This is a genomic window from Actinomadura sp. BRA 177 (genome assembly GCF_013372625.1).
Classification (GTDB): domain Bacteria; phylum Actinomycetota; class Actinomycetes; order Streptosporangiales; family Streptosporangiaceae; genus Spirillospora.
Genome location: NZ_JABXFD010000323.1, coordinates 1 through 21,694, shown reverse-complemented (window position 1 = coordinate 21,694; position 21,694 = coordinate 1). Strand labels below are relative to the sequence as shown.

The following is a 21,694-nucleotide window of genomic DNA, read 5'->3' as shown; positions in this document are numbered from 1 at the left end:
CGACGATGGACTTCCGAGAGCTGCACCACGGTGATCGTCCGCTGGTGCTGCCGAACGCGTGGGACTTCGCGAGCGGGGCGGCGCTGGTCCAGGCGGGGTTTCCCGCAGTCGGGACGACGAGTCTCGGCGTCGCGGCGGCGGCCGGGAAGACCGACGCCACCGGCGTCACGCGCGACGAGACCCTCGCCTTGGCCCGTACGCTGTCGCGGCTGCCGGTGCCCGTCACCGTCGACATCGAGGGCGGGTTCTCCGACCGGGTCGCGGACGTCGCCGAGCTGGTCACCGAGCTGGCCTCGTTCGGGATCGCCGGGATCAACCTGGAGGACGGACGCTCCGACGGGACGCTCGCGCCCGTCGACCATCAGGTCACCGTGATCGGCGCCGTGAAGCGGGCCGCGCCGCAGGTGTTCCTCAACGCGCGCACCGACACGTTCTGGCTCGGCGACGCCGACCGGGACGAGACGCTGCGGCGGGCACGGGCCTTCGCCGAGGCGGGCGCGGACGGGGTCTTCGTCCCGGGCATCGTGGACGACGCCGACATCCGGGCCGTGCTGGAGGCGGCGGACGTGCCGCTGAACGTCCTCTACCTGCCGGGCAAGACCGAGTTCTCGCGGCTGGAGCGGCTGGGCGTGCACCGGGTGAGCACCGGGTCGCTGCTGTTCCGCAAGGCGCTGCAGGCCGCCGTCACGACGGCCCTCGACGTCACCGGGGCGGACGGCGACCGTCCGGCACTGTCGTACGGGGACGTCCAGCGGCTGGTCAGTGACCGGTGATCCGGTCGGCGAGCCGCGCCAGGGCGGACGTGCTCGCCGACGCCGAGGCCGTCTCGCGCGCGTCGGCGGCGCGGTAAAGCGCGTACATCGCGTGGACGCCGAGCCAGCGCAGCGGTTCGGGCTCCCAGCGGCGGACGCGGCGGTCCACCCACGGCAGGGCGGTCAACGCGGTGTCCTCACGCAGGACGAGGTCGCGCAGAGTTCGGCCCGCGAGGTTGGCGGTCGCGACGCCGTGCCCCGTGTAGCCGCCCGCGTGGCCGAGACCGGTCTCGTGGTCAAGGACGACGGTCGAGCACCAGTCGCGGGGCACCCCGAGCACGCCCGACCAAGCGTGGTCGACCCGTCCCTCATCGGCGACGGCGGGGAACATCGTGGTCAGCATCGTCCAGAGGGCGTCGATCGTGCCGGGGTCGGTGCGGCCGCCGTCGTCGATGCGGGACCCGTACCGGTACGGGCGGCCCCGGCCGCCGAAGGCGATCCGGTCGTCGGCGGTGCGCTGCGCGTACATGTAGTAGTGCGCCATGTCGCCGAGCAGCTCGCGGCGCTCCCAGCCGATCGCCTTCCAGGTCACGGCGGGCAGCGGCGTCGTGACGATCATGGAGCTGTTCATCGGGAGCCAGTCGCGGCGGTGGCCGGGCAGCCCGGCGGTGAAGCCCTCGGTGGCGCGCAGCACGTAGCCGGCGGTGACGGTGCCGTACGGGGTGACGGCGGAGGCCGCGCCGCCCCGGCGCGGGTTGATCCGGACGACCGGCGTCCCCTCGTAGATGTCGACGCCGAGGCCCCTGACCACCGACGCGAGGCCGCGGGCGAGGTCGGCGGGCTGGACGCGGGCGCAGTGCGGGCTCCACGCCGCGCCGGTCGCGCCCTCGACGCGGAGCCGGTCGTCGCGTTCGGCGGCGGGCAGCGGGACGAGGTCGCCGTCCGTCCAGCCCCACTCGCGGGCCTCGTCGACCATGGCGGCGAGCCGGGCGCGCTGCGCGGCGTTGCGGGCGACGTGCAGCACGCCGCCCTTCACCAGGCCGGCGTCGATGCCCTCCTCGGCGGCGACCCGGACGACCTCGTCCACCGCGCCGAACATGGCGCGTTGCAGCGCGATCGCGGCGGGACGGCCGTGCCGGACGGCGTAGCGCTCCCTCGACCCGGCGATCTCCCCCAGCACCCAGCCGCCGTTGCGGCCGGACGCGCCGAACCCGGCGAACTCGCGCTCCAGCACGACGATCCGCAGGTCGGGGCGGGCGCGCTTGAGGTAGTAGGCGGTCCAGAGGCCGGTGTATCCGGCGCCGACGACGCAGACGTCCGCCGTGCGCGGGCCGGGGAGCCGGGGGCCGGGCGCGGGACGTCCGGCCGCCCGGTACCAGAACGAGACGCCGCCGTTGCCGAAACCGGCCGCGAGGGGTGCCCGGCCAGAGGAGGAGCTCATGCGCTCATCCTGCTGTATTCCGCACCGAAATCAACAGGTGGCGACGGATTCTATGGAACGGCGTCCACAATTCGACGGGATCCGATCCAGCGAGAACGGTCCGCGGCGTAGTAGGCGGCGCCGTCGGGGCCGGCGGGGCCGTCCCGCCACCGCCGCATCCCGAGCTGCAGCGCGATCTCCGCCGACGACGTGTTGGCCATGTCGATCTCGGCGGTGATGCGGTGCACGCCGACCACCCCGAACGCGTAGTCGAGCACCGCGCGGGACGCCTCCGCGGCCAGGCCCTGCCCCCAGTGGTCCGGTTCCAGGCTGTAGAGGATCTCGACGTCCACGCCGCGCCCGAGCGGTCCCTCGTGGTGGCCGAGCCCCGCGACCCCGATCAGCGGGTCGCCGGCGGCATCGGTCCCGGCGGCGTCGATCCCGGCGGGCCAGCGCGCGGGGCGCAGCGCCCACAGCCCGTACCCCTCGGTCGCGAAGTCCCGCTCGCTCGCCTCGATGATCTCGCTGACCTGGACGGGCGTGACAATGTGGTCGTCGAACAGGTGCCGCCGGACGAGCGGCCCCGTCCAGTGCGTCAGCAGCGCGCGGTGGTCGCGCATCGACACCGGGTGCAGCGCGAGCCGCACCGTGCGCAGCACCTCACTCATCCCCGGCACCCGCCGCGGGCCACTCGGGCGCCTCCTCGCCGTCCGGCACGCCGATCCGGAACACGCGCAGCTGCAGCGCGAGGGCCTTGTAGTAGCCGACGAGCGTGACCAGCTCGACGACGGCGGCGCGGCCCAGCGTCGCGACCGCCTCGGTGAACACGGCGTCGGCGAGGTCGTCCTCGGCGGCGAGCTGCCGGGTCGCCTCGTACACGACGCGTTCGCGGACGTCCCCGAGCATGGGCGCGCGACCCGCCCGCAGCGCGTCCATCTCCGCGTCGGTGAGGCCGTGCCGGCGGCCGATCCGCTCGTGCGCGTACCACTCGTAGTCGGACCGGGCGTGCGCCGCGACGACCAGCGTGGCGATCTCCCGCTCGCGCTTGGTGAACGCCGTCCGGAAGCGCAGCGCGGCCCCGAGGTCCTGCAGCGGCAGGCCCACGGACGGGCTGTACAGCATCGCGTTGAAGGGGCCGTGCAGCCGGCCGATGTCGTCGGCGAGGCCGAACGGGGGCGGCCGGTCGGCGGCGCGGGGCCCGCCCGTCACCGCCTCGTACACGGCGCGCTGCTCGTCGCTGAGGGAACCGGGGAGCAGCAGTGGCAGCCTGGTCGCGGACGGGCCGCGCCGCGGTCGATCGTTGACGTGCTCACCGCTCACGGGGTCGATCACTTACCGCACGCTAGGCGGTCGCCGCGACCGGCTCAACCCCCGGTCCGGAATGTGAAACCCCGGGCGCAGGGTGACGTGGCCCCCGCGTGACACGCGCCCGCTGGCAGGATGGGCGGGTGGGCGGTATCTATGACGATCCCTGGGCGTACGAGCTGGCGTGCTCGTTCCGCGAGGTGGCGGACGAGGTGGACGCCCTGCTCGGCTGGTGCGCCGGGCTGGGCGCGGCGCCCGCGACGGTGCTGGAGCTGGCCGCCGGGCCGGGCGAGCACGCCCGCGAGTTCGCGCGGCGCGGGCTGGCGGCGACGGCGCTCGACCTCAATCCGCAGATGTGCGCCTACGCCGCCCGCGAGGCCGGACGCGCCGGGGTCGAGGTGGAGGTCGTCCAGGACGACATGACCCGGTTCGACCTGGGCCGCCGGTTCGACCTGATCGTGACCATGCTGGACTCCACGTCCCACCTCATGACGCTGGACGCGTTCGTCGCGCACCTGCGCCGCGTCGCCGCGCACCTGTCCCCCGGCGGCCTCTACATCGTGGAGATGTCGCATCCGCGCGACCGCCTCGGCGACGAACCGAGCGTCAGCACCGGCTGGACGGTCCAGCGCGACGGCGTGCGGGCGGACGTGCGGTGGGGCGAACCGGGCGACCGGCTCGACCCGGTCACCCAGATCGCCGACGACCACGTCACGATGACGATCACGGACGAGAACGGCACGCAGGTCGTCCGCGACGTCGTCCCCTACCGCTTCTGGACCGCCACCGAGCTGGACGCCGCGATCCGTCTCGCCGGCGGCCTGGACGCGGTCGCGCGGTACGGCGACTTCGGGACCGGCGAGGACACCGTGGCCCTCACCGATCCCGAAGCCTGGCGCATGATCACGATCCTGCGGGGCGCCTAGGGCGCGGGCGCCCAGCCCGGCATCGGGTAGGCCGCGAGCAGCTCGCGGACCTGCCCGGCGACCCGTCCGACGACCGTCTCGTCCTGCTTGGCGGTGGCCTGCACGACCTCGTCGATCCACGCCGCGATCTGCGGCATCTGGTCCTCGGCGAGCCCGCGGGTGGTGATCGCGGCGGTGCCGAGCCGCATCCCGGACGGGTCGAACGGCTTGCGCCGGTCGAACGGGACGGCGTTGTAGTTCAGCTCGATCCCGGCGCGGTCGAGGGCCTGCGCGGCGGGCTTGCCCGCGACGCCCTTGCCCGTCAGGTCGATCAGGATGAGGTGGTTGTCGGTGCCGCCGGAGATCAGGTCGTAGCCGCGGTCGGTCAGCGCGGCGGCCAGCACCTGCGCGTTCGCGACGATCTGCCGCGCGTACCGGGAGAAGTCCGGCTGCGCCGCCTCCTTCAGCGCGACCGCGATCGCGGCGGTCGTATGGTCGTGCGGGCCGCCCTGCAGGCCCGGGAAGACCGCCTTGTCGACCGCCTTCGCGTGCTCGGCCGTGGACAGGATCATGGCGCCGCGCGGGCCGCGCAGCGTCTTGTGCGTCGTCGTGGTGATCACGTCCGCGTGCCCGACCGGGGACGGGTGGGCGCCGCCGGCGATCAGGCCGGCGATGTGCGCGACGTCGGCGGCGAGGACCGCGCCGGCCTCGCGGGCGATCTCCGCGAACGCCGGGAAGTCGATCGTGCGCGGGATCGCGGTGCCGCCGCACCAGATGACCTTCGGCCGCTCCTTCAGCGCCAGGTCGCGCACCTGGTCCATGTCGACCCGGCCGGTGTCGGCGCGCACGTCGTAGCGGACGGGACGGAACCACTTGCCGGTGGCCGACACCGACCAGCCGTGCGTGAGGTGCCCGCCCATCGGCAGCGACAGGCCCATCACCGGGTCGCCCGGCTCCAGGAACGCCATGTACACGGCCAGGTTCGCGGGCGCCCCCGAGTACGGCTGGACGTTGGCGTGCTCGGCGCCGAAGACCTCCTTCGCCCGCTGGATGGCCAGCAGCTCGATCGGGTCGACGTTCTGCTGCCCCTCGTAGTACCGCTTGCCCGCGTAGCCTTCGGAGTACTTGTTGGTCAGGACCGACCCGGTGGCCTCCAGGACGGCCGGCGACACGTAGTTCTCGGACGCGATCAGCCGGATCTTCTCGTACTGGCGGCGGGCCTCGGCCTCGACCAGCCCGGCGATCTCGGGATCCCGGTCGTGCAGATGGGGGACGGGCGGTTGGTGCATCGTGAGCCTCCGCGCTGCTCGCGCCGGGACTTTCGGGCGCCCCGGCGAAGGGGACCCGTACACCCAGGCGCGCGGCGTGCGGACTAGTTTCGCTCCCCGGTGGTCTGCTCCACCTTGACTGCGCCAGTCACGTGCGCGCCATCATACCGAGCCGCCCGCGCCCGCGCGGGGACGGATACGACGAACAGCCCGCCGAGCAGGAGCAGCGACCCGGCCGCGACCGGCACCGACATGCGCTCGCCGAGGACGACGATGGCGAGCCCCGCGGCGACCAGTGACTCGGCGAGGCTGAGCGTCCCGGCGGTCGCGGCGGACACGCGCCCCAGCCCGGTCACGAAGAACATGTACGCCGCCGCCGTCGCGGCGATCCCGAGCCAGGCCACCAGCACCGCCGAACGGGGCTCGGCGAGCGCCGGCAGTTCCGCGAGCGTCCAGGGCAGCAGGGCGGCTCCCCCGATCAGCAGCGTGACCGACACCGCGGCGGCCATCCCCATGTCCCGTCCGGTGAGGACCTTCGCGGACACGGTGTAGACGCCGAAGCACGTCCCGCCGACGAGGCTCAACAGGATCCCCACCGGGTCGACGTGGACGGCCGACCCGGGCATCGTCAGAAGCGCGACACCACCGACGGCGCACGCCGTCCCCGCCCACCACCTGCGGCTGAGCCGCGCCCCCAGCACGAGCCGCTCGCACAGCCCCGTCGAGACGGGCGCCAACCCGAACACCACGGCGGTCGCGACGGCAGCACCGGTGCGGTCGACCGCGCTGAAGAACGCCGCCTGAAAGACCCCGGTCGCAACGGAGGCCGCCAAGACCGGCAACCACGTCCGCCGCGTCAGCGCCAGGAAGGCCCGCCGGTTCATCACGAGCACCAGCCCGCCCAGGATCAGCCCACCCGAGAAGATCCGGGCCCCGCCGACACCCACCGGACTCGCCTCCGGCCCAGCGAGCACCTGCGCGGGCCCGACCGTCCCCCAGAGCACCCCAGCCGCGAGGATGAGCAGCGCCCCAGATCCAGTACTTCGTCGATCCATACGACCGAAGCTAGAAGAATGTGCGGCAGGTCCACCTCACAACCGCAGTTCGTTCGACAAGAGAGAAGCTACCCGCCAATCATTCGCCGGGACGCCGGAGAGCCCCCCGCCGCTCACAGAACGTTCGGCCTTACCGACCGTCGGCCGTTGGAAGTTCGGCCTGCTCCACCGGCTGGACGTAGTCATAGACGACGATGGTGCGCACGTCCACGAACTCCTTGCGCCGCGCGAGCCGGTCGAGCACGAAGTCGCGCAGGTACGCCGTGCTCGGCACGGCCACGTGCACGAGCAGGTCCTCGTTGCCCGTGACGACGAAGACGCCGACGGCCTCCGGCATCGCGGCCACACCGTCCCGGGCCGACTCGATCGCCTCCCGCGACTGCGGCCGGATCCGGATCGAGATCAACGCTTGAACACCACGCCCGAGCCGCTCGAAGTCCACGGCCGCATGGAACCCGGTGATGACGCCCCGCGCCCGAAGCGCCCGCGTCCGCTCCAGGGCCGTAGACGGCGCGATCCCCACCGCCTCGGCCAGCTCCCGGTTGGTCTGCCGCCCGTCCCGCTGCAACCGCCGCAGGATCGCCTGATCGACCGCGTCCACCGCCGCTCCTCCCGAACTCACCGCTCGAAGCCGAACTCCCGCACGCAAACCACGCCCGAAAGCCCTCTCCCCCGAACATTATTCGACCAACAAGAAAGTCCAAGAGGGAACGAGTACGACTCGTCCCCTCTTGGACTAAGAACCTCAGCCACGGAACACGGGCAGGCACGCGGAGCGAGCGCTAGCGAGCGCAGCGGGCATGCCCGGCGACGCAGGCGACCGCAGCGCCGCGCAAACCGCAACGGGCACAACGACCGAAACAAGGCGTGAGGATCGCCTGCGTCGCTGACGGGGGTTCCAGGGGGGCGCCCCCCTGGGCTAGCAGGGTCGCCCCCCAGGAAATTATCTTGCAGCCTCCATGGCGCGCTTCACCGCGGCGCGCTTCTGCCGCAGCTTGGCGAGGGCCTCCTCCAGGATGGCCTCGCCGTCCTCGTCGCTGCGCCGCTCCTTCACGTACGCGAGGTGCGTCTTGTAGGGCTCGGTCTTCGGCGGCGCCGGGGGGTTCTCCGAGTCCTGGCCGGCGGGGAACCCGCAGCGCGGGCAGTCCCAGGTCTCGGGGACCGCGACGTCCGTCGCGAAGCTGGGGCGGGTCTCGTGCCGGTTGGCGCAGTAGAAGGTCACCCAGACTCGGGGGGCGGCGTCGCCGCGCTCCGCCTCTCCCATCGGACCGGCCCCGACACGGCTGCCCCGAATCGCGTTGCCACTACCCACGGATAACTCCTCGCTCGGTGTTCCGCCGCCGTCCGTGACCTCCTGGGACGGGGCGGTGATCGCATGTGTCAGACGGGTGGCTCAGCCGACGCCCTTGTGCTTGAACAGGAGTCCGAGCACGACGATCGAGGCGAACCAGAGCACCCCGACCCCGACGGTCAGCCGGTCGAGGTTCCGCTCGACCACGGACGACCCGCCCAGGGACGACGACACGCCGCCGCCGAACATGTCCGACAGTCCGCCGCCCTTGCCCTTGTGCATCAGGACGAGGACCACCATCAGCAGGCTCGTGGCGATGAGCACGATGGACGATGCGATGATCACGGTTCTTCAACGCCTTTGTCTGTAGGTCCGGGGACGGAGGGTCGAGCCGGGCGGGTTTACCCGTCAGCTACGAAGGGTACGACGAACGACCCGCTGGTTCGGCAAGAACCCCCAGTTCAAACAGAATTGATCAGTTTTGATCAGACGGGGAGATCCCGGTACCGGCAGATTTTGACGAACTCTCCCGGGTCCAGGCTGGCACCACCGATCAGGGCGCCGTCCACGTCGGCCTGCGTCATGAGCTTGGCGACGTTGCCGCTCTTGACCGAGCCGCCGTACAGGATACGCGTTTCGTCGGCCACTCCGCCGTCGTACAGCTCGGCGATTCGCGTCCGGATGGCGGCGCAGACCTCCTGCGCGTCCTGCGGGGTGGCGACCTCGCCGGTGCCGATCGCCCAGACGGGCTCGTAGGCGATCACGGTGCGCCGCACCTGGTCGGCGGGGATCTTCTCCAGCCCGCCGTCCAGCTGGGCGAGGCAGTGCCGGACGTGGTCGCCGGCCTTGCGGACCTCCAGGCCCTCGCCGATGCACAGGATCGGGGTGATGTCGGCGGCGAGCGCGGCCTTGGCCTTGGCGTTGACGACCGCGTCGTCCTCGGCGTGGTACTGGCGCCGCTCGGAGTGCCCGACGACGGCGTAGGAGCAGCCGAGCTTGGCGAGCATCGACGCCGCGATCTCGCCGGTGTAGGCGCCGGAGACGTGCTGGGAGACGTCCTGCGCGCCGTACTGGACGCCGAGCTTGTCGGCGTCGACGAGCGTCTGCACGGAGCGGATCGCGGTGAACGGCGGGATCACGGCGATGTCGACGGCGTCGTAGTCGGGGTCCTTGAGCGCGAACGCCATCTTCTGGACGAGCGCGATCGCCTCAAGGTGGTTGTTGTTCATCTTCCAGTTGCCGGCCATCAGCGGCTTGCGGGAAGGGTTCGCGGGGGCCATCGGTCAGTCCTCCAGGGCCTGCAGGCCGGGCAGCGTCTTGCCTTCGAGGTATTCGAGGCTGGCGCCGCCGCCGGTCGAGATGTGGGAGAAGGCGGCCTCGTCGAAGCCGAGTTGCCGGACGGCCGCGGCGGAGTCGCCGCCGCCGACCACGGTGAACGCGCCCGAGTCGATGAGGCCCTGCGCGACGGCGCGGGTGCCGTGCGAGTACGGCTCCATCTCGAACACGCCCATGGGGCCGTTCCAGAAGATCGTCCGGGCGTCGGCGAGACGCGAGGCGAAGAGCTTGCCGGACTCGGGGCCGATGTCGAGGCCGAGCCGGTCGGCCGGGATCGCGTCGGCGGCGACCACATCGTGGTCGGCGTCGGCCGCGAACGCGGTGGCCGCGACGATGTCGACGGGCAGCACGAACTCGACGCCGGCCTCCTCGGCCCGCCGCAGGTAGTCGCGAACGGTGTCGAGCTGGTCCTCTTCGAGGAGGCTCTTGCCGACCTCGTGGCCCTGGGCCTTGAGGAAGGTGAACACCATGCCGCCGCCGATCAGGATGCGGTCGGCCTTGCCGAGCAGGTTGTCGATCACGCCGAGCTTGTCGGACACCTTGGACCCGCCGAGCGCGACCGCGTAGGGGCGTTCGACGTCCTCGGTGAGCTTCTTCAGCACCTCGACCTCGGCGGCGATCAGCCCGCCGGCGGCGTGCGGGAGCCGCTGCGGCACGTCGTAGACGGACGCGTGCTTGCGGTGCACGGCGCCGAACCCGTCCCCGACGTAGATCTCGGCGAGCGCGGCCAGCCGGTCGGCGAGGGCGCCGCGCTCGGCGTCGTCCTTGCTGGTCTCGCCCGGCTCGAAGCGCAGGTTCTCCAGCAGCGCGACGCCGCCGTCCGCGAGGCCCTCGGCGGCGGCGCGGGCGGAGTCGCCCACGACGTCGGACGCGAACGCCACGTCCGCGCCGAGCAGCTCACCGAGCCGCTTCGCGACCGGCGCCAGCGAGAACTCGGGCTTGACCTGGCCTTTGGGACGGCCGAGGTGGGCGCAGACGATGACCTTGGCGCCCTTGGCCCGCAGCGCCTCGATCGTCGGGAGGCTGGCCCGGATCCGCCCGTCGTCGGTGATGGCGCCGTCCTGCAGCGGGACGTTGAGGTCCGCGCGGACGAGCACCTTCTTACCGGCGACGTCGAGATCGTCAATGGTGCGCATCGGGATGCGATGTCCTTCCGTACACGGCCGCGCCGTGGCCGCGCGGTTCCCGCGCGGCCACGGCGGTGACGAGTCCTGTCAGAGCTGCGAGCCGACGAGCTTGACGAGGTCGACGAGGCGGTTGGAGTAGCCCCACTCGTTGTCGTACCAGCCGACGACCTTGACCTGGTCGCCGATGACCTTGGTCAGCCCGGAGTCGAAGATGCAGGACGCCGGGTCGGTGACGATGTCGCTGGAGACGATCGGGTCCTCGGTGTAGGTGAGGTAGCCCTTCAGCGCGCCCTCGGCGGCGGTGCGGAACGCCTCGTTGACCTCCTCGACGGTGACCTCGCGGCCCACGTTGACGGTGAGGTCGGTGGCGGAGCCGGTCGGCACCGGCACGCGCAGCGCGTAGCCGTCCAGCTTGCCCTTCAGCTCGGGCAGCACGAGGCCGATCGCCTTGGCGGCGCCGGTCGAGGTCGGCACGACGTTCAGCGCGGCGGCGCGGGCGCGGCGCAGGTCCTTGTGCGGCGCGTCCTGCAGGTTCTGGTCCTGCGTGTAGGCGTGGATCGTCGTCATCAGGCCCTTCTCGATGACGAAGCTGTCGTGCAGCACCTTCGCCAGCGGGGCCAGGCAGTTGGTGGTGCAGGACGCGTTGGAGATCACCGTGTGCTGCGCCGGGTCGTACTTGTCGTCGTTCACGCCGAGCACGAGGGTGACGTCCTCGTTCTTGGCCGGCGCGGAGATGATCACCTTCTTGGCGCCGTTGTCGGCGTGCACCTTGGCCTTGGTGGCGTCGGTGAAGAAACCGGTCGACTCCACGACGATGTCGGCGCCGACATCGCTCCACTTCAGGTTGGCGGGGTCGCGCTCGGCGAACGCCTTGATCGCCTTGCCGCCCACGACGATCTCGTCGGCGGTGGCGCGCACGTCCTCGGGGAAACGGCCGAGGATGCTGTCGTACTTGAGCAACTGGGCGAGCGTGGCGTTGTCGGTCAGGTCGTTGACCGCCACGATCTCGATGTCGGCCCCGCTCGCCTTGACAGCGCGGTAGAAGTTGCGGCCGATCCGGCCGAAACCGTTGATGCCTACTCGGATGGTCACGGAACGGCTCTCCCTCACGTCGTATCGCCCGGTTTGCCCGGATTGTTAACTACGGTGGATCCGGGGTTCTCCCCCACCCTCGACCCTATCCAATGACTCACGAGTAGCCCGACAGCGGTCGCGTGGGTTTTCACGGGTGAACCGGCCGTCCCCCGCCTGGGGGATTTCCCCGCCTGCACCCCAGCTCACGGCATTCGTCGATCATCACTACACTCGCCCTCCATGTGGCGCGGGTGGTCTGTCCTGGTGATCGGCGTTCTGCTCGCGTGCCTGCCCGGGCCCGCCGCGGCGGCCCCGGTGGAGCGTGCCAAGCCGGTGGGCCGTGCGGACCGCATCGCCGCCGAACTGCGCCGCGACCCCGTCTATGTGACCGATCACGCACCCCGGGCGCTGCCGGCGGACGCGGCCGTCCGGATCAAGAAGGCGGTCGCCCGGCTCGGTGTGCCCGCCTACGTCGCGGTGACGCCGGCCATGCTCGTCGACCGGTACGGCACCGAGGACCTCGTCCCGCTGCTGCACGACAGCCTCGGCCGTCCGGGGGTCTACATCGTGGCCGATCCGACGAGCACGGGGTTCTCCGCCGTCCAGTACGGCAACGCGACGCTCCCGGTGAAGGACGCGATGTACGCCGCGACCTCGGAGCTGCCCACCGACGCGGGCGCGGTCGCGACGATCGAGCGGTTCGTGGAGATCGTCCTGTCCGGGCACGCCAGGGAGCGGCGCGAGAACGCGGGGCCGCGGCCGAAGTCGAGGGTCCGCATCGCCCTGGACGCCCGCGACCGGTCGGAACGCGAGGCGAGCCGGAAGGAATGGAGCATGTTCGCCGCCGGCACCGCGCTCAGCGGCGTCGCGGTCCTGCTCCTGCTGCTGTTGCTGCGGAGGAGATCGGCGGCCCGCGCCGCCCGCGCCAAGGCCGCACGGCTCGAAAAGGCACGAACCAAGAACGCGCGGGCCAAGAAAGCACGGGCCAAGAAGCGGGGGAAGCGCCGGTGAACGCCATCACCCGGATCCTGGTCGCCACGGCCCTGACGGTCGTCGCGCCGCTGCTCGCGGCGGCTCCGGCGGCCGCGAGCGAGCCGACCCCCGTCCCCTCCTACGCGCAGCACCGGCTGGACCGGGTCGCGGCGGCGCTCGCCAAGGACCCGCTCTTCGTCGACCCGGACATGGCCCCGGCGCTGGACGAGACCGGACGCGCCCGCGTCCGCGCGGCCATGGACTCGGCCGCGCGCACGATCGGCACGCCCGTCTACGTCGTGGTGATCCCGAACAAGTCGGAGTCGGAGAGCCAGGGCCGGGACGACGTGTTCCTGCACTGGATCCATGACCGGCTCGGCCGCGACGGCCTCTACCTGATGGTCAGCTCGTCCGCCTGGTTCGAGGAAGAGGCGTTCGGCGTGCCGCGCCGACTGTGGTCCATCGACGACGACCGCGGCGAGCGGCCCGCCGACTCCGAGAACCGGTTCGCCGACCTGGCCGACCGGCTCGTCACCCGGCTGCGGATCATCCAGGACGCGCCGTCCAGGGCTCCGCGGACGCCCCGCCTGTACACCACGCCCGACCCGTTCGGGAAGGAGCACACGCTGCGGCCGGTCGAGCCCGAGACCAAGGCCCCCTTCCTCACCGGCCTGCTGCTCGCCGGCCCGTTCGCCGGGGCCACGCTGTACGGCGCCGGCCTCGGCGTCGTCGCGTACCGGCGCCGCCGCCGCACGCCCCGTCCCGCCGCTGCCGCCGAAGCCGTCGAGGCCCATCCCAGCGCGCCGGCCGAGCCGTCGGTGAAATGGCTGCGCCGCACGGGCAGCAAGGAGCTGGACCAGCTGCGGAACGCGATGGCCGACAGCGAGGGCAACCCGGGCCGCGAGTACGCGGTGTCCGCCTACGACGTCGCGCAGATCCTCTATGACGACGCCGGCGACGACCCTGACCGGTCACTGGACCTCGCCGGCGTGATCGTGGTGGCCCGGCTGGGACGGGCGGCGCTCACCCAGAAGACCGCGCAGCCGCCTCCCCCGTGCTTCGTCAACCCGCTGCACGGCCAGTCGGCGCAGCGCCGGAAGATGCAACTGGGCGATCGAACGGCGAGAAAGCGCCCCGTCTGCGCCTCCTGCGCCGGCCGGACCATGACGGCACTGGACCAGCGGACGCTGAGGGTCCAGGGCCCGGACGGTCCGCGCCCGCACTACGCCGTCCCCGGTGTCTGGAAGGACACCGCGTTCGGGACCGGCGGCGACCACCTGATCCCGCGCCTCCAGGAGTACCTCGGTGTCGATTGACTTCCTCCCCTCCCTGAAGGGAAGGGGATTCCTACGGCTCGCGCCGTGGGGGTTTCTGCTTCGCAGCCGACTGCGGAAGGGAGGGCCCTTGCCGTCTGACATCAGCTCCACAGACATCGCCGGGGCCTGCCCCGGCTACGGCTCGACCAGCCGCAAGGATGTTCTTGGCCGCGTTGACGTCCCGGTCGTGCCGGGTGCGGCAGCCCGGACACGTCCAGTGCCGGGTGGACAAACTCAGCTTCTCAAGCAGGTACCCGCAGGCCGAGCAGGTCTTGGACGAGGGATACCACCGGTCGACCACTACCAGGACGCGTCCCGCACGCGCGGCCTTGTACTCCAGCTGGCGTCGGAACTCGCCCCACCCGCAATCGCTGATGGCGCGGGCGAGCCTGTGGTTGCGGACCATGTTGGCAACCGCGAGATCTTCGATCACGATGACGTCCGCCTGGCGGACGAGGGTGGTGCTGGTGCGGTGCAGGAAGTCTTGGCGGGCGTTGCGGACCTTGCGGTGGGAGCGGGCGACCTTGGTCTTGGCCTTGCGCCGGTTGTTGCTGCTGGGCCGCTTGCGGGCCATCCGCCGCTGGTAGCGGGCCAGGTTCGCCGCCTTGCGCGCCAGGTGGCGGGGGTTGGCGATACGGGTCCCGTCCGAGGTCACAGCGAAGTCCTTCACCCCCAGGTCGATGCCGATCTCGTGCCCGGCGGCAGGCATGGGGGCGGGGGTGTCGGCGTCCACGGCGAAGGTCACATACCAGCGGCCGTCCGTGGCACGCGAGACCACCACCATCGTCGGGTCCAGTGCCGCCGGGTTCACGTCCTCAAAAGACCACACGAACGCGAACGGCGCGGTGGTCTTGGCCATCCACAGCTCGCCGCCGCGCATGCGGAACGCCGAGCGGGTGTAGTGCGCGGACTGGCGGCCGGTGCGGGTTTTGAAGCGCGGGTGGCGGGCACGGCCGGCGAAGAAGTTGACGAACGCGGCGTGCTGGTGCCGCAGGGCCTGTTGCAACGGAACGCTGGACACCTCCGACAGGAACGCCGACTCTCGTGTCTTCTTCCACGCGGTGAGCGCGGCGTCAGTCTGCTTGTAGGTGGTGGGTGTGCGGTCGGTATGCCAGGCGCGGCGGCGTTCGGCGAGGGTCTTGTTCCACACCAGGCGGATACAGCCGAACGTGCGGGCGAAGATCGCCGCCTGCTCGGGGTCGGGGTAGGCCCGGCACTTGTACGCGGTCCGCATGCCCCCTCACTTTACTCGCGTTGGGTGTCCGTACGATGACTTTCCGATGTTATCGAGCCCGGTTCCTGGTCCGTCCCGGCTGCGCCGGGACGCTCCCGGCGGATTCCGAATCCCTCCCCGGCCTGAAGGGCGCGGCATCCTTCGGAGGTTCAGGTGAACCGTCCCCCGGCGAGCGGCTGGCCGCGGCGCTGCGGCGCTCCCCCATCTATGTCGACCCGTCGCTGGCGTCCGCGCTGCCGCAGGCGGACCGCGAGCGGCTCATCACCAAGTTCGGCAAGCTGCCCGTGCCCGTGTTCGTCGTCCTCGTCCCGCTGGTGAAGGGCGGTACGTGGAGCGACGACGAGCAGTTGGCGACCGTCGTACACGAACGGCTCGGCAAGGACGGCGTCTACATCACGTTCAGCGACATCGGGGACGACCTGCGCGCGAAGGAGTTCGGCGGCGACCACCAGGCCCGCTACGCCGCCTGGGCGGTGTCCTTCGACCGCTCCTACCGGGACACGTCGGTGTCGACCCGGCTCGACCGCATCGCCGACCTGATGCTGTCCGGCAACGCCAAGAAGGAGTACGACCGCCAGTCGGCGGAGATCGACAAGCGCGCCAAGGAACGGCGTCCCAACGAGTTCGGCCGGACCGACGGCGGCTCGCCCGTGCTCCCGGTCGCGCTGGGCGCGGCGGGCGTCGCCGCCGCCGGGGTCGCGGGCCTCGTGCTGTGGCGCCGCCGCCGCATGGCGTCCGTCCGCCGCGAGGGCAGCGCGCTACTCCTGCCCCGGACGGTCTTCTCCACCGCCAAGCGCGCGAACGAGGACCAGCTCCGCGAGCAGGCGTCCCGCGAGGTCATCGCGTTCGGCGAGCTGCTGGACGAGACCGACGTCCGCGCCGGGGAGCGGACGGACGCGCTGATGACCACGGCGCTGGACGCCTACCAGGCGGCGGGCAAGACGCTGGACGCGGCGCGGGGCGTCCCCGACCTGGCCGGCGTCCTGGTCCTGCTCGACCAGGGCCGCGACGCGCTCGCCTCCGCGCGGGCGGTGGCGAAGGGCAGGCCGGAGATCCCGCCCAGCCCGCTGTGCTTCTTCAACCCGCTGCACGGCGACGCCGCCGCGAAGATCGACTGGCGTCCGATCGGCTCCCGGCGCCGCCTGCGCGTGCACGCATGCCGCGCCTGCGCCCGCGCCGCCCGCGCGAAGGAGACCCCCGACATCCTCATGGACCGCCGCGACGGCCGCGACGTCCCCTACTTCGAGGCCGACCCGGCCCAGAGCGTCTGGGCCGAGACCGGGTACGGCCAACTTCGCGACGACCTCATCCACCGCGTCCTGCGCGGCGACTGAGCCGCCTACGGCGCGAGCATGTCGGCGGTCAGGTTGGCGTCGGTGCCGGGGATGCCCTGGTCGGTGGCGCGCTTGTCGGCCATGGCGAGGAGGCGGCGGATGCGGCCGGCGATGGCGTCCTTGGTGAGCGGCGGGTCGGCGAGCTGGCCGAGTTCCTCCAGGGACGCCTGCTTGTGCTCCAGGCGGAGGCGGCCGGCGTTGACGAGGTGGTCGGGGGCGTCGTCGCCGAGGATCTCCAGGGCGCGGGCGACGCGGGCGCCGGCGGCGACGGCGGCGCGGGCGGAGCGGCGCAGGTTGGCGTCGTCGAAGTTGGCGAGCCGGTTGGCGGTGGCGCGGACCTCGCGGCGCATCCGGCGCTCCTCCCAGGCGAGCACGCTGTCGTGCGCGCCGAGCCGGGTGAGCAGGGCGCTGATGGCGTCGCCGTCGCGGACGACGACGCGGTCGACGCCGCGGACCTCGCGGGCCTTGGCGTGGATCTTGAGGCGGCGGGCGGCGCCGACGAGGGCGAGCGCGGCCTCCGGGCCGGGGCAGGTCACCTCCAGGGACATGGACCGGCCGGGCTCGGTGAGCGAGCCGTGCGCGAGGAACGCGCCGCGCCAGGCCGCCTCGGCGTCGCAGGCCGCCCCCGCGACCACGTGCCGGGGCAGGCCGCGGACGGGCCGGCCGTTGCCGTCGATGAGGCCGGTCTGCCGGGCGAGCGACTCGCCGTCCCGGAAGACGCGGACGACGTAGCGGTTGCCCTTGCGCAGGCCGCTCGGCGCGAGCACGACGACCTCGGAGGTGTGCCCGAACACCTCCGCGATGTCCTTGATCAGGCGCCGCGCCGCCACCCCGGTGTCGATCTCGGCCTCGATCACGATCCGCCCGCTGACCAGGTGCAGGCCGCCCGCGAACCGCAGCAGCGTCGAGACCTCGGCCTTGCGGCAGCACGGCTTCATGACCGTGAGCCTGCTCAGCTCGTCCTTGACCACACCGGTCATCGCCATCTGATGAACCCTCCCCCTATCGGACTCCCAGCAGTGTGGCCGATGCGGGCCACCTGGGATGTCACTCGCTGAAAATCTGTACCAAGGCTTGGGCCAGGCGGGCGGGTTCATGACGCGGCGAGCCGTCGTCGGCGGCGACGTCGGCGAGGACGAGCCGGCCGCCGAGGGCCTGCACGGCCTTGTCGAGCGCCGCCGGGTCGTCCACCACGCCGCGGTCGGCGACGACGACGTCCACCCGCAGGTCCGGGGCGTGCGCCTGCAGGACCTCCAGGTGCCGCTGCGGCGAGAAGTCGTCGGTCTCGCCGGGCTGCGGCGCGAGGTTGAGCGCGACGACGCGGCGGGCGCGGGCGGTGGTGAGGGCGCGGGCCAGCGCGGGGACCTTGAGGTGCGGCAGGACGCTGGTGAACCAGGAGCCGGGGCCGAACACGATCCAGTCGGCGTCCTCGACGGCGGCGAGGGCCTCCGGGCACGCGGGCGGGTCGGCGGGCACCAGCGACACGCCCAGCACGCTGCCGGGCGTCTTCGCGCACGCCACCTGCCCTTTGACGTGGGTGATCTCGTCGGGACGGGACGGGTCGGCGCCGCGCACCTCGGCGACGATGTCCATCGGGACGGCCGCCATCGGCAGGACGCGGCCGTGCGCGCCGAGCAGCCGCCCGACCCAGTCGAGGCCCGCGACGGTGGAGCCGGACGCGTCCGCGCCGCCGAGCAGCTCCCACAGCGCGACGATGAGCAGGTTGCCGACGGCGTGCTCTTTGAGGTCGCCGTCGCTGCGGAACCGGTGCTGGACGACGTCGCGCCAGGTCTGGCCCCACTCGTCGTCGCCGCAGAGGGCGGCGAGCGCCATCCGCAGGTCGCCGGGCGGCAGCACGCCGAGTTCGCGGCGCAGCCGGCCGCTGGAGCCGCCGTCGTCGGCGACGGTGACGACCGCGGTCAGCCGGTCGGTGACGCGGCGCAGCGCCGACAGCGAGGCGTACAGGCCGTGGCCTCCGCCGAGCGCGACGACCTTCGGGCCCGCCGTTGGGCCAGGGTGCTTCACCGTGCCGTGTCTCTCCTCGTCCGGGAGCCGCGGATGGTCATTCGCGGCCGAGGTCACGGTGGGCGACCTGCACCTCGATGCCCTCGTCCCGCAGCCGGGCGGCGATCTGTTCCGCCATGGCCACACTACGGTGTTTTCCGCCGGTACATCCCACGGCGAGCGTCACGTAGTGCTTGCCCTCGCGCTCGTAGCCGTCGGAGAGCAGCCGCAGGACCTCGGAGTAGGCGTCCAGGAACTCCTTGGCGCCGCGCTGCCCGAGCACGTAGTCGCGGACGGCGGTGTCGCGGCCCGTCTTCGGCCGCAGCTCCGGCACCCAGTGCGGGTTCGGCAGGAACCGGCAGTCGACGACGAGGTCGGCGTCGACCGGCAGCCCGTACTTGTAGCCGAACGACACGACGGTCGCGCGCAGGCTGGACTCGCCGGTGTCGTTGCCGAAGAACCCGATGATCTTGTTGCGCAGCTCGTGCACGTTGAGGCCGCTGGTGTCGATCACCAGGTCGGCCTCGGCGCGGACCTCGCGGACGAGTTCGCGCTCGCGGGCGATGCCGTCCACGAGCCGGCCGTCGCCCTGCAGCGGGTGCGGGCGGCGGACGCTCTCGAACCGGCGCACCAGGTCGGCGTCGCTCGCCTCCAGGAACACCACGCGCGGGTGCACGCCGCGCGCCTCCAGCTCGGCGATCGAGGAGTGCAGGTCCTCGGTGAAGGCGCGGCTGCGGACGTCCACGACGACGGCGATGCGCGGCACCGCGTCCTTCACCCGGCCGCCGAGGTCGGCCATCGTGGCGAGCAGTCCCGGCGGCAGGTTGTCGACCACGAACCAGTCGAGGTCCTCCAGGGACTTGGCCGCGGTGCTGCGGCCCGCCCCGGACATGCCGGTGACGATCACGATGTCCGGGATCTTGGTCTCGCTGGTCATGCCCGTCTCCCCCTGTGCTCCCCGTCGCCCTCGCCCGTGCCCCGGCCCGCGCCCTCGCGCGCCGGGACGGCGCCGCCGTGCAGCGCCGCCACGATGCCCTCGGCGCTGCGCATGCCGATCCCCGGGACCTCGGCGACCTGCTCGGGCGTCGCGTCCTTCAGCCGCTTCAGCGAGCCGAAGTGCTTCAGCAGCGCCGCGCGCCGCGCCGGGCCCAGACCCGGAACGTTATCGAGTTCGCTGACCGTCATGGACTTGGACCGCCGCTGCCGGTGGAAGGTGATGGCGAAACGATGCGCCTCGTCGCGTACCCGCTGGACGAGGAACATGCCCTCGCTGTTGCGCGGCAGGATGACGGGATCGCTCTCGCCGGGGAGCCACAGCTCCTCCAGCCGCTTGGCGATCCCGCAGACCGCGATGTCGTCGACGCCCAGCTCGTCGAGGGCGCGCTGCGCGGCGGCGACCTGCGGCGCGCCGCCGTCGACGATCACCAGGTTGGGCGGGTAGGCGAACTTGCGCGGCCTGCCGGTCTCGGGGTCGATCGGCTGGTGCGCGCCCTCTTCGTCGGGGTCGCCCAGGTGGTCGAGTTCGCCCATCTTCTCGCTCTCGGCGAGGTAGCGGCGGAACCGCCGGGTGATCACCTCGTGGATGGAGCGGACGTCGTCCTGCCCCTCGACCGCCTTGATCGTGAACCGGCGGTACTCGCTCTTGCGGGCCAGGCCGTCCTCGAACACGACCATGGACGCGACCACGTTCGTGCCCTGCAGGTTGGAGACGTCGTAGCACTCGATCCGCAGCGGCGCCTCGTCCAGCTCCAGGGCGTCCTGGATCTCCTGGAGGGCGCGGCTGCGGGTGGTGAGGTCGGACGCGCGGCGCGTCTTGTGCTGCTTGAGCGCCTCGTGGGCGTTGCGCGCGACCGTCTCCAGCAGCGCCTTCTTGTCGCCGCGCTGCGGGACGCGCAGCCGGACCGGCCCGCCGCGCTGCTCGGACAGCAGCTCGGTCATGGCCTCTTCCTCAGGCGGCAGCGCCGGGACGAGGACCTCGCGCGGCACCGACTCGCTCTCGCTGTAGATCTGGATGAGGAAGTTCTCGACGAGGTCGGCGGTGGTGACCTCCTCGACCTTGTCGACGACCCAGCCGCGCTGCCCGCGGATGCGGCCGCCGCGCACGTAGAACACCTGGACGGCCGCCTCCAGTTCGTCCTCGGCGAAGGCGATCATGTCGCAGTCGGTGCTGTCGGGCAGGACGACGGCCTGCTTCTCCAGCGCGCGCTCCAGCGCCCGGATGTCGTCGCGCAGGCGGGCGGCGCGCTCGTACTCCTGGGACGCGGCGGCCTCGCGCATGTCGCGTTCGAGGCGCCTGATGAACCGGGTCGTGTTGCCCGCCATGAAGTCGCAGAAGTCCTCGGCGAGGAGGCGGTGCTCGTCCGGTGAGACGCGGCCGACGCACGGCGCCGAGCACTTGCCGATGTAGCCGAGCAGGCAGGGGCGGTCGAGCTGGTGCTGCCGCTTGAACACGCCGGCGCTGCACGTCCGGACGGGGAACACGCGCAGCAGCTGGTCGACCGTCTCGCGGATCGCCCACGCGTGCGAGTACGGCCCGAAGTAGCGCACGCCCTTGCGCTTCGCGCCGCGCATCACCATCACCCTCGGGAAGTCCTCGTTCAGGGTGACGGCGAGGTACGGGTAGGACTTGTCGTCGCGGTAGCGGACGTTGAACCGGGGGTCGAACTCCTTGATCCAGGAGTATTCGAGCTGGAGGGCCTCGACCTCGGTGCCGACGACCGTCCAGTCGACCCGGGCGGCGGTCTGCACCATCGTCTGCGTCCGGGGGTGCAGCGACGAGAAGTCGGCGAAGTAGGAGCCGAGGCGCGAGCGCAGGCTCTTCGCCTTGCCCACGTAGATGACCCGGCCGTGCTCGTCGCGGAATCGGTACACCCCGGGGGACTCCGGGATCGAGCCCGGTGCGGGTCGGTAGGTCGCCGGATCTGCCACGCTCAGCAGCCTAGTGGGCGGTACCGACAGGCCGGGCTTCCGCGCGTCCCGTCCCGGCCGGGCGGACGGTACGGGGTGACATAGATCTCCCTTTCATGGTCGGATGACAGCAAAGCGACAGGAAAAGGAAGGTCGGGCGGAGGTTTCCGATCAACCGGGGAGGTCGTTGCGCACGTGTCCGCGCTCTGGGCATGGATCGTCCTGGCGGCCGTCGTCGCCACGTCCGTGATCGCCGTGGAGGCCGGGCGGCGGCTGCTCGCCGGCCGGGCGCGGAGCGCTGGCCGGGGGGGGGCGGGCGCCAGGCTTCCAGCCACTTCCACTGGCCGCCCTCCCTTCGCCTGCTGTCAGACAGCCCGCGAGCGGCGGTGGACCAG

General features: G+C 72.2%; 22 protein-coding genes. 6 read left to right on the top strand and 16 right to left on the bottom strand.

What is annotated here, in order from left to right; translation table 11 throughout:
- The first annotated feature begins 5 nt into the window (after nucleotides 1-5).
- The gene (locus tag HUX53_RS16555) at nucleotides 6-773 is read left to right on the top strand and encodes an isocitrate lyase/phosphoenolpyruvate mutase family protein (RefSeq protein WP_176404101.1); all 768 of its coding nucleotides are present in this window, start codon (nucleotides 6-8) and stop codon (nucleotides 771-773) included.
- On the opposite strand, the gene HUX53_RS16550 is transcribed toward HUX53_RS16555, so the two are convergent.
- Genes HUX53_RS16550 through HUX53_RS16540 form a run of 3 tightly spaced genes read right to left on the bottom strand, consistent with a single transcriptional unit; the run spans nucleotide 760 to nucleotide 3,504 of the window.
- Nucleotides 760-2,193 (bottom strand): FAD-binding oxidoreductase, encoded by a 1,434-nt coding sequence (locus HUX53_RS16550; protein WP_176404100.1) that lies wholly within the window; start codon nucleotides 2,191-2,193, stop codon nucleotides 760-762. The two genes, HUX53_RS16555 and HUX53_RS16550, sit on opposite strands and share 14 nt — an antisense overlap.
- A gap of 50 nt (nucleotides 2,194-2,243) precedes the next feature.
- A complete protein-coding gene (locus tag HUX53_RS16545) occupies nucleotides 2,244-2,840 on the bottom strand; it encodes a GNAT family N-acetyltransferase (RefSeq protein ID WP_176404099.1) in 597 nt (198 codons plus the stop codon).
- Nucleotides 2,833-3,504: a carboxymuconolactone decarboxylase family protein gene (locus HUX53_RS16540; protein ID WP_176404098.1), complete on the bottom strand. Its 672-nt coding sequence runs from the start codon at nucleotides 3,502-3,504 to the stop codon at nucleotides 2,833-2,835. The genes HUX53_RS16545 and HUX53_RS16540 overlap by 8 nt, the downstream gene beginning before the upstream one ends.
- A gap of 116 nt (nucleotides 3,505-3,620) precedes the next feature.
- Here HUX53_RS16540 and HUX53_RS16535 point away from each other — a divergent pair, with 116 nt between their 5' ends.
- A complete protein-coding gene (locus tag HUX53_RS16535; protein WP_176404097.1) occupies nucleotides 3,621-4,403 on the top strand; it encodes a bifunctional 2-polyprenyl-6-hydroxyphenol methylase/3-demethylubiquinol 3-O-methyltransferase UbiG in 783 nt (260 codons plus the stop codon).
- On the opposite strand, the gene glyA is transcribed toward HUX53_RS16535, so the two are convergent.
- From glyA to gap, 8 genes are all read right to left on the bottom strand, one after another.
- Nucleotides 4,400-5,671, bottom strand: a complete 1,272-nt coding sequence (glyA, locus tag HUX53_RS16530; protein WP_176404096.1) for a serine hydroxymethyltransferase — start codon at nucleotides 5,669-5,671, stop codon at nucleotides 4,400-4,402. The genes HUX53_RS16535 and glyA overlap by 4 nt on opposite strands.
- An 83-nt stretch (nucleotides 5,672-5,754) precedes the next feature.
- Nucleotides 5,755-6,705 carry a DMT family transporter gene (locus HUX53_RS16525; RefSeq protein ID WP_176404095.1) on the bottom strand — a complete coding sequence of 317 codons (951 nt, stop codon included), beginning with the start codon at nucleotides 6,703-6,705 and terminating at the stop codon, nucleotides 5,755-5,757.
- A gap of 130 nt (nucleotides 6,706-6,835) precedes the next feature.
- Nucleotides 6,836-7,306: an Lrp/AsnC family transcriptional regulator gene (locus tag HUX53_RS16520; RefSeq protein ID WP_176404094.1), complete on the bottom strand. Its 471-nt coding sequence runs from the start codon at nucleotides 7,304-7,306 to the stop codon at nucleotides 6,836-6,838.
- A gap of 342 nt (nucleotides 7,307-7,648) precedes the next feature.
- A complete protein-coding gene (locus HUX53_RS16515; protein WP_176404093.1) occupies nucleotides 7,649-8,017 on the bottom strand; it encodes an RNA polymerase-binding protein RbpA in 369 nt (122 codons plus the stop codon).
- 81 nt (nucleotides 8,018-8,098) lie between these two features.
- The gene (secG, locus tag HUX53_RS16510) at nucleotides 8,099-8,341 is read right to left on the bottom strand and encodes a preprotein translocase subunit SecG (protein ID WP_176404092.1); all 243 of its coding nucleotides are present in this window, start codon (nucleotides 8,339-8,341) and stop codon (nucleotides 8,099-8,101) included.
- A 140-nt stretch (nucleotides 8,342-8,481) separates the two neighbouring features.
- Entirely contained in the window at nucleotides 8,482-9,276 is a 795-nt protein-coding gene (gene tpiA, locus HUX53_RS16505) for a triose-phosphate isomerase (RefSeq protein WP_176404091.1), read from the bottom strand.
- A 3-nt stretch (nucleotides 9,277-9,279) separates the two neighbouring features.
- Entirely contained in the window at nucleotides 9,280-10,467 is a 1,188-nt protein-coding gene (pgk, locus tag HUX53_RS16500) for a phosphoglycerate kinase (RefSeq protein ID WP_176404090.1), read from the bottom strand.
- Between the two features lie 78 nt (nucleotides 10,468-10,545).
- On the bottom strand, nucleotides 10,546-11,550 hold the full coding sequence (gap, locus tag HUX53_RS16495) for a type I glyceraldehyde-3-phosphate dehydrogenase (protein ID WP_176404089.1): 1,005 nt from the start codon (nucleotides 11,548-11,550) through the stop codon (nucleotides 10,546-10,548).
- 246 nt (nucleotides 11,551-11,796) lie between these two features.
- On the opposite strand from gap, the gene HUX53_RS16490 reads away from it, so the two are divergent.
- Nucleotides 11,797-12,543 carry a hypothetical protein gene (locus HUX53_RS16490; RefSeq protein WP_176404088.1) on the top strand — a complete coding sequence of 249 codons (747 nt, stop codon included), beginning with the start codon at nucleotides 11,797-11,799 and terminating at the stop codon, nucleotides 12,541-12,543.
- On the top strand, nucleotides 12,540-13,820 hold the full coding sequence (locus tag HUX53_RS16485; RefSeq protein ID WP_176404087.1) for a hypothetical protein: 1,281 nt from the start codon (nucleotides 12,540-12,542) through the stop codon (nucleotides 13,818-13,820). Before HUX53_RS16490 ends, HUX53_RS16485 begins: the two co-directional genes overlap by 4 nt.
- A 31-nt stretch (nucleotides 13,821-13,851) precedes the next feature.
- Here HUX53_RS16485 and HUX53_RS16480 read toward each other — a convergent pair whose 3' ends face one another.
- Entirely contained in the window at nucleotides 13,852-15,054 is a 1,203-nt protein-coding gene (locus HUX53_RS16480; RefSeq protein WP_176404086.1) for an RNA-guided endonuclease TnpB family protein, read from the bottom strand.
- Nucleotides 15,055-15,089: 35 nt separating this feature from the next.
- Between HUX53_RS16480 and HUX53_RS16475 the strand changes: the two genes are divergently transcribed.
- Nucleotides 15,090-16,388: a hypothetical protein gene (locus HUX53_RS16475; protein ID WP_255205320.1), complete on the top strand. Its 1,299-nt coding sequence runs from the start codon at nucleotides 15,090-15,092 to the stop codon at nucleotides 16,386-16,388.
- Between the two features lie 5 nt (nucleotides 16,389-16,393).
- On the opposite strand, the gene whiA is transcribed toward HUX53_RS16475, so the two are convergent.
- The 4 genes from whiA to uvrC all read right to left on the bottom strand — a co-directional run bounded on the left by whiA (nucleotide 16,394) and on the right by uvrC (nucleotide 21,320).
- Nucleotides 16,394-17,374 (bottom strand): DNA-binding protein WhiA, encoded by a 981-nt coding sequence (gene whiA / locus HUX53_RS16470; protein WP_176404085.1) that lies wholly within the window; start codon nucleotides 17,372-17,374, stop codon nucleotides 16,394-16,396.
- A gap of 61 nt (nucleotides 17,375-17,435) precedes the next feature.
- Nucleotides 17,436-18,413 (bottom strand): uridine diphosphate-N-acetylglucosamine-binding protein YvcK, encoded by a 978-nt coding sequence (gene yvcK, locus HUX53_RS16465; protein WP_176404084.1) that lies wholly within the window; start codon nucleotides 18,411-18,413, stop codon nucleotides 17,436-17,438.
- A gap of 37 nt (nucleotides 18,414-18,450) precedes the next feature.
- A complete protein-coding gene (gene rapZ, locus HUX53_RS16460; protein ID WP_176404083.1) occupies nucleotides 18,451-19,329 on the bottom strand; it encodes an RNase adapter RapZ in 879 nt (292 codons plus the stop codon).
- The gene (gene uvrC / locus HUX53_RS16455) at nucleotides 19,326-21,320 is read right to left on the bottom strand and encodes an excinuclease ABC subunit UvrC (protein WP_176404082.1); all 1,995 of its coding nucleotides are present in this window, start codon (nucleotides 21,318-21,320) and stop codon (nucleotides 19,326-19,328) included. Before uvrC ends, rapZ begins: the two co-directional genes overlap by 4 nt.
- 174 nt (nucleotides 21,321-21,494) lie before the next feature.
- Here uvrC and HUX53_RS40055 point away from each other — a divergent pair.
- Nucleotides 21,495-21,694 (top strand): hypothetical protein (locus tag HUX53_RS40055; RefSeq protein WP_217919507.1); only part of this gene is annotated, 200 nt, incomplete at its 3' end.

Coding starts and splice junctions, on each gene's coding strand:
- HUX53_RS16480 (WP_176404086.1), bottom strand. CDS start 15,054: ATGCGGACCGCGTACAAGTGCCGGGCCTACCCCGACCCCGAGCAGGCG.
- HUX53_RS16475 (WP_255205320.1), top strand. CDS start 15,090: ATGACTTTCCGATGTTATCGAGCCCGGTTCCTGGTCCGTCCCGGCTGC.
- HUX53_RS16525 (WP_176404095.1), bottom strand. CDS start 6,705: ATGGATCGACGAAGTACTGGATCTGGGGCGCTGCTCATCCTCGCGGCT.
- HUX53_RS16545 (WP_176404099.1), bottom strand. CDS start 2,840: ATGAGTGAGGTGCTGCGCACGGTGCGGCTCGCGCTGCACCCGGTGTCG.
- whiA (WP_176404085.1), bottom strand. CDS start 17,374: ATGGCGATGACCGGTGTGGTCAAGGACGAGCTGAGCAGGCTCACGGTC.
- HUX53_RS16555 (WP_176404101.1), top strand. CDS start 6: ATGGACTTCCGAGAGCTGCACCACGGTGATCGTCCGCTGGTGCTGCCG.
- pgk (WP_176404090.1), bottom strand. CDS start 10,467: ATGCGCACCATTGACGATCTCGACGTCGCCGGTAAGAAGGTGCTCGTC.
- glyA (WP_176404096.1), bottom strand. CDS start 5,671: ATGCACCAACCGCCCGTCCCCCATCTGCACGACCGGGATCCCGAGATC.
- rapZ (WP_176404083.1), bottom strand. CDS start 19,329: ATGACCAGCGAGACCAAGATCCCGGACATCGTGATCGTCACCGGCATG.
- tpiA (WP_176404091.1), bottom strand. CDS start 9,276: ATGGCCCCCGCGAACCCTTCCCGCAAGCCGCTGATGGCCGGCAACTGG.
- HUX53_RS16550 (WP_176404100.1), bottom strand. CDS start 2,193: ATGAGCTCCTCCTCTGGCCGGGCACCCCTCGCGGCCGGTTTCGGCAAC.